Origin of the sequence: Collinsella sp. CLA-AA-H302 (assembly GCF_040093305.1) — a bacterium.
Taxonomy (GTDB): domain Bacteria; phylum Actinomycetota; class Coriobacteriia; order Coriobacteriales; family Coriobacteriaceae; genus Collinsella.
Window position 1 is genome coordinate 32243 of record NZ_JBBNJW010000012.1, and the last position, 13329, is coordinate 45571.

14 protein-coding genes are annotated in these 13329 nt (G+C 57.6%); all 14 read left to right on the forward strand.

The window, feature by feature from the left end:
* Window positions 1–69 precede the first annotated feature (69 nt).
* The 14 genes from AAAV21_RS08730 to AAAV21_RS08795 all read left to right on the forward strand — a co-directional run bounded on the left by AAAV21_RS08730 (window position 70) and on the right by AAAV21_RS08795 (window position 13328).
* Window positions 70–615: a DUF5067 domain-containing protein gene (locus AAAV21_RS08730; RefSeq protein ID WP_349108945.1), complete on the forward strand. Its 546-nt coding sequence runs from the start codon at window positions 70–72 to the stop codon at window positions 613–615.
* Between the two features lie 104 nt (window positions 616–719).
* The gene (locus tag AAAV21_RS08735) at window positions 720–1361 is read left to right on the forward strand and encodes a hypothetical protein (protein WP_349108947.1); all 642 of its coding nucleotides are present in this window, start codon (window positions 720–722) and stop codon (window positions 1359–1361) included.
* A gap of 261 nt (window positions 1362–1622) precedes the next feature.
* Entirely contained in the window at window positions 1623–3356 is a 1734-nt protein-coding gene (locus AAAV21_RS08740) for a hypothetical protein (RefSeq protein WP_349108949.1), read from the forward strand.
* 2 nt (window positions 3357–3358) lie between these two features.
* Entirely contained in the window at window positions 3359–4687 is a 1329-nt protein-coding gene (locus tag AAAV21_RS08745) for a hypothetical protein (protein WP_349108951.1), read from the forward strand.
* A 139-nt stretch (window positions 4688–4826) separates the two neighbouring features.
* Window positions 4827–6821, forward strand: coding sequence for a hypothetical protein (locus AAAV21_RS08750; protein WP_349108954.1), 1995 nt, complete (start codon window positions 4827–4829; stop codon window positions 6819–6821).
* Between the two features lie 161 nt (window positions 6822–6982).
* On the forward strand, window positions 6983–8254 hold the full coding sequence (locus AAAV21_RS08755) for a hypothetical protein (protein ID WP_349108956.1): 1272 nt from the start codon (window positions 6983–6985) through the stop codon (window positions 8252–8254).
* Between the two features lie 10 nt (window positions 8255–8264).
* On the forward strand, window positions 8265–8813 hold the full coding sequence (locus AAAV21_RS08760; RefSeq protein ID WP_349108959.1) for a hypothetical protein: 549 nt from the start codon (window positions 8265–8267) through the stop codon (window positions 8811–8813).
* A 109-nt stretch (window positions 8814–8922) separates the two neighbouring features.
* Window positions 8923–9132, forward strand: a complete 210-nt coding sequence (locus tag AAAV21_RS08765) for a hypothetical protein (RefSeq protein WP_349108961.1) — start codon at window positions 8923–8925, stop codon at window positions 9130–9132.
* 6 nt (window positions 9133–9138) lie between these two features.
* Entirely contained in the window at window positions 9139–9693 is a 555-nt protein-coding gene (locus tag AAAV21_RS08770; RefSeq protein ID WP_349108963.1) for a hypothetical protein, read from the forward strand.
* Window positions 9694–9714: 21 nt separating this feature from the next.
* A complete protein-coding gene (locus AAAV21_RS08775; protein ID WP_349108966.1) occupies window positions 9715–10221 on the forward strand; it encodes a hypothetical protein in 507 nt (168 codons plus the stop codon).
* Between the two features lie 42 nt (window positions 10222–10263).
* The gene (locus AAAV21_RS08780; protein ID WP_349108968.1) at window positions 10264–10770 is read left to right on the forward strand and encodes a hypothetical protein; all 507 of its coding nucleotides are present in this window, start codon (window positions 10264–10266) and stop codon (window positions 10768–10770) included.
* Between the two features lie 8 nt (window positions 10771–10778).
* On the forward strand, window positions 10779–11348 hold the full coding sequence (locus AAAV21_RS08785; RefSeq protein ID WP_349108971.1) for a hypothetical protein: 570 nt from the start codon (window positions 10779–10781) through the stop codon (window positions 11346–11348).
* Between the two features lie 505 nt (window positions 11349–11853).
* A complete protein-coding gene (locus tag AAAV21_RS08790; RefSeq protein WP_349108974.1) occupies window positions 11854–12726 on the forward strand; it encodes a DUF6273 domain-containing protein in 873 nt (290 codons plus the stop codon).
* Between the two features lie 206 nt (window positions 12727–12932).
* On the forward strand, window positions 12933–13328 hold the full coding sequence (locus AAAV21_RS08795; protein WP_349108977.1) for an HNH endonuclease: 396 nt from the start codon (window positions 12933–12935) through the stop codon (window positions 13326–13328).
* The last annotated feature ends 1 nt before the right edge of the window (window position 13329 follow it).

The following is a 13329-nucleotide window of genomic DNA, read 5'->3' on the forward strand; positions in this document are numbered from 1 at the left end:
TTTTCGTCGTGTTATCATTTTATCAAAGACCGTACCCCAAGCGGCCTTTGAGATAGACAGGATAGAGACATGAAACGGTTCATCGTTCCGGCGGCTATGGCCGCCATTGTTTTCAGCATCGCCTCCGTCGGGCTTTCCGGCTGCGGGGCGGCTGCGGTCGGCGGTCAATCCGATACCATCCAATCCGCAAGTATTGAGCCTGCCGATTCCTCGGTGAATATCAGCGTAGTCGGGTATCGCCTGGGACGCGGGTCTTGGGATGTCAACGCCTCGACTGAGACGGGGGCCTCGTCCGGCTCCCTCGGGCCGCAGGAGGTACTCGTCTGCGATCTTCTCCTTACGAACAATTCAGACACCAAGACGGTCATCTCGCCTGTCGATCTGCTGTGCGCGGTGCAGGACGGTGAGATGTTGCAGTTCGGGGCACTCTATGACGATGATGGCGGCTACCGGAACCCCGAGTCGGTCGAGGTCGGACCGGGGCAGACTGCGAGCGGGATTGCCATCTGGAACATCGATGATCTGCAGACGCCTGTGAAAATCAAATTCAAATGCGGCGATGAGGTCCCGCTAACGATTATGCCGAGCAAGCTCAAGGAAAGCGGTGACGTGTAGGCATCCGCCAGACGGTGTCGGGCGGCTACTTCTGTCCCGTCGCTGTGCCAGTGGACGGCAAACATCGAGTATGGAAGCGGTAAACCGCTTTGAAAGGACTTGCTATGAGCCAGACTGAGTACAAAATGGATGATTTCGAGCCCTTCGGGGGCGAGGTGCGAACCAAATACCCAGAGGACGATGAAACGGTGCAACATGCCGTCATCGATGCATGTTTCGTCGCATTGGATGACATTATGTATCCCGTGGACGATCAGGGGAAGCGACCTGCGGAGTGTCAGGTTCATTTCGCCGTGCAGCGCATGTACGGTGCCGAGGGGAAACGGGATTACTTCCTTCTCAGCGATGCCGATACGATCCCCGATGAGCACCCATTTACACGCGATGGAGCAGACTGGGGCGAGTGCGGCGGCACCCTTGCGTGCAAGGTCTACAGTGAGCCGCCGACCCTCCTGACGTTCCATGAGCTTACGCCCGCCGCCCTCGATGCGCTACGCGATGAGGACGGTTATCTGTTCGATGTGCCCAGCGAGGCAGTCGAGAAGGTCTTCGGCGATGAGCTTCTCACCATGCCGTCGATGCTCACGCTTCTGGAGGTCGAGCTGAAGGTCGACGATGTCCTTGCCGAGCTCGAGACACAGCCCTCCGCAGGCGAATCGCTCGATGAGCTTGCCGCCGCTAAAGCCGAAGAGGCAACGCTTAATGGCGAAGAGGATTTGGGAGAGCGTGAGGACGCGAATCGATGACGGTTCGGTCCTGCGTGTAGCTCGGTAGGCGCATAGGGCGCTTCCGAGCTACACAGATATGAAGAAGAAAAAAAGAAGAACGAGGAAAAGCAGGGGGATATGCGGACGAGGAAGGATTCTCGGGACTTACTGCCACGACTCAAGTTCGCATATGTAGAACCTAATTACGCAACTGCGTGTCTACTTGTGTCCCACTGGGATTTCCGGCTTGTGTCGAGCGTGATGATTCGAATGTGACCACCCTGACCCTCTGGAGGAACTATGAACCGCGTGGGTTTGAAAGACTACCTGCTCAACGAGGCTAGCGACAGCGATTTGCTGGACTGTGCGAAGGCATACGACTCCGCGAACCAGTACGGCCATTTCGACACGTATGATTCCGTGGAGGAAGCCGCTAGGCTCTGCGGCTGGGACGTGGAAACCGCTCTCAGCGAGAGCCGCCACGTTGAGTCGGATGCCGACTGCTACCGCTTCAACGGATATGGGCACCTCGAGGCCGTCAGCAACGAGAGCCTGCTCGAGGATGCCCGCGACAGCATCGACGATATCATCGATTGGCTCGAAGGTGCCAGCCGATATGAACTTATGGATGTCAGCTCCGATGTCGAGTTGTTTATCGATGCGGAAGACCCGATTGAGATTATCAACGATGTCTATTGTTCTGCGCGAAAGCTCGGAAACGACATTGAGGTCGAGTTGATTCGCGGACAGGACAAGGCAACGCTGTCCTTCTCTAAGCTCGATGATATCGATGCCGATAAGATTGATTTGGCCAATGCGGCATACGCCACCGTCGAGAACTATTACAAGTATGCCGATGGTTACAGCACTGAGGAAGTCCAGGCGAAGTTCCGCAATGAGCACGGTCGAGGACTGTCGGCAGAGCGTGCAGACCAGCTGACGGCTGCCTGCGAGAAGAATATGGATGCGCTGAAACAGGTGCTCGATGATGACGAAATCGATGCACTTGGACAGTTCTTCGATGTCGAACTTTGCAGTAAGACATATTGCGCGACACTTGCCAATGAGGCCCCGGGATGTAAGTACATTGCATCGGCTCTTGAGAAGATGGGCTTCGACGTGGAAAATGGCCGTGCCATCGAGAAACATGCAGATCTCGAGGCTAAGCAACGCTTTGAATTCGATGCTGAACAAGGTGGCGATTTCGGCGAGGTTTCCGAGTATCTCGGAGAGTTCTTCGGCTCCGGAAGCGTCAACCGATCTGAAAAAATCAACGAGAACTGGGGAAATTCCATCCTCGTCAAAGGCGGCAACGGACTCTATGATGGTCCGCGCGGCGGAATCACCGTCTACGAGAGCTTCGAGCAGGCGGTCGATACGTCTGAGAGCTGGCACGGCGGGGACAATATCTTCGCCGATTGTGAAATCGACGGGATCTGGGATGAGAACGGATCGCTGTTCGTGACCGGGGCGCACCACGATGGGCGTGCGCTCGTTGAGATGCGCCAGCTGACTGACAAGGGCGAGGACCTCTATTCGGGTTTTCAGATGGATGGCGGGTTCTATCTACCGGAGGACGGCTTCGAGACGATGGGGTTCGTCTACCGAGAGGGCGATGAGAATGCGTTCATCCATGACCTGTGGGACAACCCCGAGATGTGCTCCAAGCCGCATTTTGCCGAGAAGGTGAGCGGTTTCCCGACCGAGGAGTACATCATGGAACATGATGGTGTGAAAACCGAGTTCCAGATTTCCGAGATCAAGGAAGATTCGTTCGCATATGACCAAGGAGCGCGGTTCGATGTGAAGGTCCTCACCGACGGGCATAACTGCGGTTACGGACACTTCTGCGCCGACCTCGATGATGCGCACGGGTTTTGCGAGCGGTTCGCCGACGATATCGCCGGTCTCGGGGAGAGCTTGGATGATATGTGCGAAGACCGCCGCGAGGTTGCCTCTATCTCGCAGGATATCGATGCGGGCAATCGCGACCAGGAAGATAAGAATCACGACAATTCGGAAATCGGAGAGTAGCCATGTATAGACCCCGTGGTTTCCAGGACAAAGACCAGCTTCTCGAGGCGCTCGTCAAGGACGACAGCATGACGTTCTTCCCTGAGTTCAACCTTCTTGCCGTCACTTCCAGTTTCGATCCGAGCGAAGAGCCGGAGACACGGCAGACCGCCATCTTCAACGTCAAAACCCCCGAAATCGCCAGCGGTGAGTTCTTCAAAGGCTGCGACTATGTATCCGATATGGTTTTCGAGGGCGGGCAATGCAAGGCCTTCGCCATCATCGATTCATACGAGCGCGATGCCGACGGTTTCACCTTCAAGGATGGTCGAATGGTTGGCCTGTCCCGTCTGTTCTCTTGGAGTCCGACCATCGATGCCGGCAGTATTTCCGATTTGGTTGATGCTGCCTCGTACTATCAAAAACATCTGATGTCCGACCGAGAGGGTTACGAGCTATCGCATGGCAAGCCGCTGCCCGAGATGTTCGCACGGACCCTCGGCCCGGGAGCCAAGGAACTGCTCGACAAGCTCACGTCGAGTGAGAGGGTGAACTATTTCCCTGAGTTCAACCTCCTTGTCACGACCACTGATTTCGTGCCGAGCGGTCTTCATGATCACGAGACTGCAATCTTCAATGTCTTTCCGTCCGAGCTCGCCTACGGGAAACTGTTCCAAGGATTCGAGAGCGTAGCCGATATCCCCTACAGCGGCCCCGTAGTCGACCCCATCGCCCTGCTTTCGACTTTTGGCGAAGATGCCTGTGAAAAACATGCGGCCGATAGGTCCCTACGCTCCCTTGCAACGCTTCTCAGCGGTGCCGACGTCATCAGCACGCAGTCCGTGCCCGAGCTTCTCGGCATCATGGCCGAGCGCTTCAGCCTTGAGCCTGAAGAGCGGGCGCGTATCGCCGAGCGAGCACAGGCGGAGGAATGCATCCGCACGGGCGTGCCGGATATCCAAGTCGAGATCGAAAGCACCAACGACGACAACTTCATCGAAGGAACAGTGACGGTTGAGGGCGAATCCTGCTACTTCTACCGCCCGAACAGCGTCCGAAGTACGAAGGATTACGATTCGATCATCTTCGAGCCTTTCCGTCCCGATGGATTCGAGGGCGATATCGAGGAGGTTGAACTGCCCGCCGCCATCGATGAGAACCGCGAGATTGTCGAGCTGGTCGTGACCGTGGCGACTGAGCCGTATATGGATCCGGACAAGGCTCCCGAATGTGAGCAGACTATCGATTCGCTGTGCGATGAGAAAACCGAGGTGTCCGAATCTATGAGTTACGGCATGGAGGGCGTGGGGCTTCCGATGTTGGATGCCGCGGAACATCTCGCGAACTACTAAGTTTGCGAATCTGTTATAGAGGGCGGGATGGCCGTTAAGACGGTATCCCGCCCTCTACTTTCGTCCCATCGTCCGGTCCAGAATCCTTCGGCTTCCATACTCTGAATCAAATACGCAACGTGAAGCGATTGGAGTCATCATGGCCTTGGTCATCAACCTGCACGGCCCGAATACCAACACGCTCGGTAAACTTATCGCCGGCGCTCTCACCGAAATGGGCTACAGCGCCAGCGCCGTCCCATCCTGCCGGCGCAACATGGAACTCGAGGCGTTGCGCGGAGACGAGCGGGCGATTCGGCTCACAGACGGGTCACTCGAAAGCTGCATCGAGCTTGCGTCCATTCAGGCCGACCTCAATCGGCGCTCCATCGATCCCAAGCAGGACGCCGTGATCGTGTGCGGCCCGGTGGTCGACAGCTTCTGGGGTTACAAGGGCGACCGCGAAGATTCCTTCTACCGCGCCGCCATCGAGACGGCGGTCGATTTCGACGCCGCACAGTACGAACTCGTCCCCAGCGGCGGCCTTTCCGAGCAGACCCTCAAGAAGTTCAGGTCCTTCCTCAGGGATTGCGGGGTCAGACCGCGAATCAGCGGGCAACTCGATTTCGGATACCACGATGTCATCGATATCGTCCGAGATGAGGTCAAACTCGACCGCGAGAAGCATCCCGTGGAAAACGTCGATAAGGCCGATGCGGGCTTCGAGTGCGAGAAGGCCGTCGCGGGCTTCAAGAATGCCGCAATCAGCGTGCAGGAGGCCATCAGACAGCTCCCCGAGGGAAGCGAGATGCGAATGAAGCTCGAGGGCATGGTCGACCGCGCCCTTGAGGACGGCTATGGCGGTATCCATCTCGAGACCGTGAGAAAGCCCACCGGCAAGACGATTAGCCTCGGAGACCTCGTTCAGTCGGAAGTCGATGCCGCATCCAAGCGCAAGGGTGTCGCCGCCGACCGTTCGAGCGACGCGGGCGTTCCCGAGGAAGACCCTGCGGCAAAAACAACCTTCTCCCCCGCCGTCGCGCAAGACGAGAAAGCCGAAGAGGGTGAAGAGAAGAATAAGAAGAATAATAATGAAAAGGAGGAGGACATGAAAAATAGCGGTGCGGAAAAGAAGCCCGAGTACATCAATATCAGCTTCGAGAACAAGGATGTCCGCGTGAAGCCCTATACGGACCGCAACGGCACCGAGCGCCTCCGTATCAACATGACGATGCCGAAGGGCACTGTGGTCGGGGGCAAGGACCTTTCGGGCCTAAAGGTCTCCATGCCCGCCCGTGAGTTCATGAAGCAGGACAAGGATGCGGGGAAACCCGTGAAGTACGGCTTCCGCTCCGACCGCGACGTGCATTTCTTCAAGTACGACGAGCAGAACCGGCGCATCGACTATCCCGGCGAGGGCAATCCCGCCATCATGCCGAGTGATTTGGCGGCTGCCGTGGCGTCGGCCTATCAGGGCAACGAAGCCGCCAAGTCCGAGCCGCAGCGCGATGTGTCCTACGAATACACGGGACTCACTTTCGCCCCTTGCGACATGAAGGTCAAGACCGTCCCCGTAGAAGGCGGCCCAGATAAGAATTTCCTGCTGTGCAAGCTCCCTCCCCACACGATGGTCGGCAACCAAGACCTCGGCGGCATGATCGTGAGCAAGTTCCTCACGGACAGGCAGCTCGCCTATGCGCAGTCCGGTAAGCCCTTCACGGCGAGCTTCAAGTCGGATACGCCCGTCCGCGTCTACCCCATCAGCGGTGAGGACTCCCGCGGCAATTTCGATTATGACTTCCGCGCCCCACAGGAATTCAGCGCGTGCGCATTGGTCGCCGGCATCGAGGATGCCTACGATGCCCGCCTTCTCAACGCTCGCGACTACGAGCAGAATCTGGAGGCATCCGGCAAGGAGATGTCGCGTGCCGCCGCAGATGCGAAGCAGATGCTCGAGGACCGCGATGCGGCGGCGTCTCGCCAAGGCAGCAAGGAGGTGGCCTTGGAATATCACCGCATGGGTGGCGCCGAGGACATGCCGCTGAATGACCTGTGCGATGCGAAGGGCGAGGAGGCAGCGGACCGACAGGCGGGACAGCCGTCTGTCATCCCGAGACCCGAACTCGAGCTCTACGACGAGGATGTCGAGTTCTAGGACCATATACAAGCTAGAAGGAGAGGGGATATTCCGCAGGGGGTATCCCCTCTCCTTCTGCCGTTCGCGTCTACTTCTGTCCCCCATTCGGTATGCATCTATTCGCATTCGTAAAGTCAGGCTATACGAATGTGCAGAATATCGAAAGGACTGGAACGACAGTGGCAATGCGGGAGATTCCCATAGAGATTCTCGAAGGATTCAAGGTACCCGATGCGGTTCTCCTCTGCCGCCGAGGCGATACGTGGACGGTGGAACGGGATGGATTGAAGGCTGGTGCCTTCATCTCGGGTTCCCTCCGAGATTGCGAGCGACTGTATCCCGAACCCAACGGGCAGCTCATCCTCTCTCGGGACGGGGGCGATACCGTATCCGCGAGAATCTCCGCTATCTCGGCAAAGTTCTTCTCGGTCGCGGAAAAGATTCTCGGGCTTCGAGACATCTCCGCAGAGGAAAGCTATGAGATGCTCCTCTCCAAGGCGGTAGGAAGTCGCTCGCTCGTCAACCTCGGCAACCTCATCGCGACCATCATGAAGGCGGCCGAGACCGCACGCATCCAACCGGACAGACACATCGTCCTATCGCATGGAACCTCGCGTATACAGGAACTCGTCGAGGATATATGCAATAGCTGGGCGCGTGAAGCCGTCTCGCGAATTGCGAAGCCGTCCCGCTTCCCAGACGTCGAGATACCGAACGGATTGACCGATGAGATTCTGGATAGCGCTTTGCAACGGGCGGGCGAAGACCAAGCTGTCTATGATGACCTACGGTCGGATATTGAGTTCGCACAGGGCATCATTCGCGCCGCATTCGGCAAGGAGCTCGAATCCGAGGCGGGGTTCTACGATTCCAGCGCAACGGACAACGTCTGCTCCATGCTCGAAGCCATCGACACATCCGGATGCATCGTCATCCTCAAGGATTCTGCCTCGGGGGTCTGCGATTACCTATTTTCTGACACGGCATCCTTCACCAGGGCGCAACCGCGCAACGTCGGCGATTTCGTGGCCAAGCTGACCGACGGTCGCTATGGGCTCGGAAACGACTCGCAAGAATTCGAGCTTATCTTGGATGGCGGCAAGCTGATTCTAGATGAGACGCCGGGCATGGCGCACGGCAACATGAAATTCGAAGTCCTGTTCATCGTCAAGTCGCTGAGCGACAAGGTGATCGCCCTGGAGAACGCAGAGCTCTCGAGGGAAATGTCGCGTCTCCATATGCGGCGCGGGTCTTCCGCTGAGGACCTCTTGGTCCGCTTGGCTGAGACGACCGGCGGCATCCTCAACATCGAACGGGATATCTGCGCGATCTTCGGTTGGGAATTCACCGGAAACGGGCGAATGGAATCCCTCAACGACCTCATGGAGGCCGTCGATCTTGAACCGATGCAACCGCAGAGACCTGCCGGCAGCGGCAAAACGAGATTTTAGGAGGACGGAAATGGATGCCGATATCCGGGACACCGGGATAGCACCCGATCCGAAGGGCAACGTCGAACTCGTGAGGTTCGGCTCGACGGCGATATTGTTTTGCGGCGGGGATGAGCCGTTCGCGGTCGTGAAGGGGTATGACGGCAGGACCGGCGAATGGTCGGGAGACTCCGTGCGCGTCGACGACCTGTCGGTCGCATGGGATATCGCCGACCCAGAGATCATCGAGGATGCGACCGTCAAATGGACGCGCAGCGATGTGGCGGGCATGCTCGAGGGCAGGGGCATCGAGGCGAACGCTTGGAACATCGACGCGGTGGTCCAGACTCCCGATCTGGAGAACTCCCCCTCCCTGCTGGGCGAGATGTCGAAGGACGGAGGTAGAGACTATATAGATTTGACCATCACTCAGCTCTGCTCCGCGGGCATGCTCGATGTCCCCGAGGGATTCAGGCTCGAGGAAGGGCTGGAGGAAGGTTTGGACGATATCGCGGACCGTTTGGATGAGTACTGCGTCGGCGATGGGCTCGACTATGCGATTCAGTCGAGAGCGCGTTAGGAGAGCTGGCAGAATCGGCAGACATGCCGCTGCGGCAAGGAACTGACCGCCCGCATATCTGTCCCATATCCTGTTCCGCAAAGATAGTCGTCTATTGAAAGAGACACATATGAATGAACAGGACAGTTTTTTCGAGAAGACCGAGCAGCAGATCCTCTTCTACCTATACGACAACAGGGACCATGCCGTGAGCAAAACTGAACTTCAGAAGAATATCGATACCGCGCCTGCGGAATCCACGCTCGAATCAATTCTCTTCTCACTCAAGGTCAAGAAGCTCATCGAGTTCGATACGTACGGTAACGTAGCAATCGCCTAGGAGGCCATGATGATCGTCAAAGGCTCCTGCAATATATCCCTTACCCGCGCAGAACTCGTCGAGATGCTTGCAAAGCTGTATCTGCTCGATGGCGGGTACTCGTCTCTCGACCCGATTCCGTCCAGTGAAATCGCCAAGCTGGTGGTCAAAAAGTGCTCCCTCGGCGCCCCTGCGGGCGATTTCACCCTCTCGCTCACGGCACGGCAGTCGCTAAGGCTCTTCTGCTTGCTCGAAAAGGCCTCGGGTAGGCATATTCCCACGGAATCCTATCGCCGCGCCGATGCTGCCGCCGATGAAATCTCGAACCGCTGCGACCCGAGCCACTTCAAGTTGACCCCATCGGAGCGGGAATTCTACATGGCGGCGCTCGATGCCCTCGAGAAGAGCGTCGGCCAGCGCATAACGATTCGAGAGCTTTCCAACCAGGCGGGCGTGCAATACGAGCCGTTCCGCCGCCTGGTGAAGCGCCTCGAGCATATCGGCTATATCGAGCGTTTCGGCAAGCTCACCGCCTCCTTCGATCGCGACCATGCCATGGAACTTCTGCGCATAGGCATCTAGATAGATTCTCGGAGCCGCCTCATGGATATCGACCGCAACACCTTCCCCATCACCTTCGAGCCCGTCAGGAAACTCCTCCTCGCTGCCTACCGCTCCGGTGACTTCAGTTCGGCGGATGCCGCCATCGCCCGCAACACGGTCAAGCAGGCGGCCATGGTCTGGAAACTCATGAACGGGTCCATGGATGCGTATTGCTGGTCGAGCGGGCGGGCCGTTGCGTATATGCTCTCCCGTACCTCCCATCCGGGATACATGCTCCAGCTCACCAGTTTCGTCCGAGGCCATGCGACCGGTGATACAAATATCAAACATGCCGGCGAGCTGCACCTGCCGGACGGAGCATGTGCGGTAGGCGTGGAGCATGCGGACTTGGGCATCGAGGGCGAGCTGGCCGAGCGTTTCGGCATCTTCATCACGCTAGATGCGTATGAGCGCTTCGGCCACGCCGGAGACCCACTCGATCACGGCGAATCCGTCCAACCTGATGCGCGAGATGCGGACCGCGAAATATCGAGCTGCGAGCGTTAGGAACTACGCACAGGCATCAAGACAAACTTTTGGAGGCGCCCCATGGATACCGAGTGCAACATCCTCCCCATTACCTTTGAGCGCATCGAGGAGCTTATCGATGCAGCGTACATCTCCGATGATTTCAGTTTGGCGGATGCGGCAATCGCCCGCAACGCAGTCAAGGAGACAAGTATGTTGTCGAAGCTCGTCAACGGCACCATGGATGCATATTGTTGGTCGAGTGGCGATCGCGTGTCCCACATGCTCTCCCGTACCTCCCATCCGGGATATACGCTCCAGCTCACCGATTTTTACCAAGGGCGTGCAATCGGCGATATCGATATCAAGCACGCAGGGGAACTATGTCTGCCTGATGGCGTATGTGCAGTGGGTATCGGGCATGCGGACCTCGGTATCGAGAATGAGCTTGCCGAGCGCTTCGGCATCTATATCACGTGCGATGCATTTGAGCAGTCCGAGCATATTGACGAAAGGGCCGACTCCCGCGATTCCACCCAGTCAGATACACGGTCTGCGGACCTTGAAATATCGATTTGCGAACGCTAGGAGAAAGCATGGGAACCCATCACCAGCCGTATTTCCTCGAGAGGGCAAAAGAGGACTTGGTGCACCATAGCGCCGCATGGGTCGTGAAGAAGCCGGAGCGCTCCCCCATCTTCGTGGACTGCCATGCCATCGAGGACCTCTCCCTCGACCGGGGCTGGAATCTTCGGGTAACGGTCTGGAGCCGTGACGAGCTGGATGCCTGGACTTCCGGCGAGGCGATTCAAGAGCGAGGCGTACTCGGTGACGCCTATGATGCCGCAACGTTTGCCGAGTCGCTTGCTGGCGAATATGGTGCCGCCGCCATGATCCCCTACAATGTCTTCGAGGAGGTCGTAGACGAGCACGATACGAACTATCTTATCGCCCTCGCCATCTCCATCGACCAGCTGCCAGAACGCGTGACCGATGACGAAATCTCCAGACGGATCAGGCTCAATGCCGACCAGGATATGGACGAGCGCCGAGGGCTCACGGTTCGCGAGCAGGACGCACCTTCCATCTCGCTCGATGAGTTGGCCGAGGCATACGGGGACGTTCAGATGGAAGCCGATGAAGTGGAAGTCGCTCTAGAGCGTTGACTGCTGCCGATGCGGCATGAGGTCTTGCGCGGCCTTGCCGTTTAGGATACTTGGGCAGATGGAGGGTCATGCCTTACAGCTTTCCTGTCTCGCCCTCCATCCTTTTTGGGGCGCCGTGCCGGGTGAGTCTCACTCGGCACGGCTTTTTTCTGGAAAAGAACAATAAGAATTATAAGAAGACTGTTATGTATAAGCTGGGCTGTAGTAAGCCCCAAAAGAATGAAGATAATAACGACTAGCTGCACTACGGGATGTCAAGGAAGACATCCCGTCTGCTGTTCGGGGCGTATTGACGGCGCGTTCCTGGATGCCACAGCGGCAAGACCGGTGCGGATACTTGGAATAGCCCTACGCTCGGCAATGTATCTGCAAACCCTGAGCGAAGGGAGTGTCGCATATGCATGCAGCGGCAATTAACCTTCGGGGGGGGGTATCTCCTAGGAGTACCCGCCTCCGAGGGCAATCTATCATCGAGTACGTCCTGATCATCGCGGTCATCGGTCTCGTGATCGTGTTCGCAGGCCCCGCCGTCGCAGGCGCCATCCGCAACCAATTCAACCAGGTCACCAACGCGGTCGACTCCGGTACCGACGGCGGCAATTTCATGAGCGCGGAGGAGAAGGCCTACCAAGAGGCGATGAAGACCGTCGCGAACAAGGACGCGAAGGACTGGACGCTCGATGAGCAGAAAGCGGCCGCGACCGATATCGCCAAGAACGGCACGTCCTCGGTCGTCTATGCCAAGGCCAAGGCCGCGATGGGCGCGGGAACGAAGTTTTCCACCAAACTGACGAACGGTCAGACGCTGACCTACCGCATCATCGGTATCAACCATGACGACTTGGCCGATGGTTCCGGCAAGGCCGGCCTGACGATCCTCACCACCTCAGCGGGCATTTCATCCCGTATGAATGCCACCAACGCCAACGCCGGCGGTTGGGAGCAGTCGGAGCTCCGCCAGAAGATGAACTCCGGCGAGATCTGGAACCTCATGCCGGCTGAGTTACAGTTCAAGGTTAAGGCCGTAAAGAAGCTCACGAATAACGTTGGCGGCGGCAATGAGAACAAGAATGCCGCTGTCACCGCGACCGCCGACAAGCTGTTCCTGCTCAGCTACGCCGAGATCGTCCCCACTTCCTATTGGGCGAGCGAATCCCATTGGACCTCCTCCGAAGGGACCCAGTACGAGGCGTTTCAGGGCAAGGTGACGGATAACTTCGGGGGCAACTCTGCCATTGCCATTGGCGTCGGTTGGTGGGAGCGCTCGGTGAATCCGAGCAGCTCTTCGTACTTCCTCCATGTCTGCACCTACGGCGAGCCGGTGGACAGCAACGACGCGACGAGCTTGTATTGCGTCTGCCCCGCTTGGTGCTTCTAGCCTTCTCCGCAGACCTACGCAACCACACGAACGATTTGATGGTCGTGGCACATGTAGTCGGTTCGAGGAAAAAAGAGGTCGTACTGCGCCTCTCAGAGTGCCTGCCGCACTCCTATGTCGTTGCCGCAGCGGCAAGACATCGTAGTAGGCCTCGAGGGGTCGATATGTTGGGCATGGCAGAGCCCCAACATACTGAAAGGATAGACATGGATCAAGTAATCGATGCCATGATGCCGTTCTTCAAACTCGCCATCGTCCTATTTGTCATAGAGACCGTGTTCGATATGCTTTGGCGCGAGCATAAGAAGGCCAAGCGCGAGCGTGAGCGTGAGAAAAAGCGGGAGAAGCGGCGGCAGGAATACCAAGACCGCCGAATGGCGAACGATGCCGAGCATGCGAAGGTGACCCGAGCCATGCGATATGACGTCCTGCGCCGCGATGGGTTCAAGTGCGTCAGGTGCGGGCGCGGCAGCGCCGACGGGGTCAAGCTGCACGTTGACCATATCGTCCCCGTCTCGCGCGGCGGCAAGTCCACCATGGACAACCTTCAGACGCTCTGCGAGGACTGCAATTGCGGCAAGGGTAATAAATATCTCGAATAGG

Coding starts and splice junctions, on each gene's coding strand:
- AAAV21_RS08780 (WP_349108968.1), top strand. CDS start 10,264: ATGGATACCGAGTGCAACATCCTCCCCATTACCTTTGAGCGCATCGAG.
- AAAV21_RS08795 (WP_349108977.1), top strand. CDS start 12,933: ATGGATCAAGTAATCGATGCCATGATGCCGTTCTTCAAACTCGCCATC.
- AAAV21_RS08730 (WP_349108945.1), top strand. CDS start 70: ATGAAACGGTTCATCGTTCCGGCGGCTATGGCCGCCATTGTTTTCAGC.
- AAAV21_RS08750 (WP_349108954.1), top strand. CDS start 4,827: ATGGCCTTGGTCATCAACCTGCACGGCCCGAATACCAACACGCTCGGT.
- AAAV21_RS08735 (WP_349108947.1), top strand. CDS start 720: ATGAGCCAGACTGAGTACAAAATGGATGATTTCGAGCCCTTCGGGGGC.
- AAAV21_RS08745 (WP_349108951.1), top strand. CDS start 3,359: ATGTATAGACCCCGTGGTTTCCAGGACAAAGACCAGCTTCTCGAGGCG.
- AAAV21_RS08740 (WP_349108949.1), top strand. CDS start 1,623: ATGAACCGCGTGGGTTTGAAAGACTACCTGCTCAACGAGGCTAGCGAC.
- AAAV21_RS08760 (WP_349108959.1), top strand. CDS start 8,265: ATGGATGCCGATATCCGGGACACCGGGATAGCACCCGATCCGAAGGGC.
- AAAV21_RS08765 (WP_349108961.1), top strand. CDS start 8,923: ATGAATGAACAGGACAGTTTTTTCGAGAAGACCGAGCAGCAGATCCTC.
- AAAV21_RS08775 (WP_349108966.1), top strand. CDS start 9,715: ATGGATATCGACCGCAACACCTTCCCCATCACCTTCGAGCCCGTCAGG.
- AAAV21_RS08785 (WP_349108971.1), top strand. CDS start 10,779: ATGGGAACCCATCACCAGCCGTATTTCCTCGAGAGGGCAAAAGAGGAC.
- AAAV21_RS08770 (WP_349108963.1), top strand. CDS start 9,139: ATGATGATCGTCAAAGGCTCCTGCAATATATCCCTTACCCGCGCAGAA.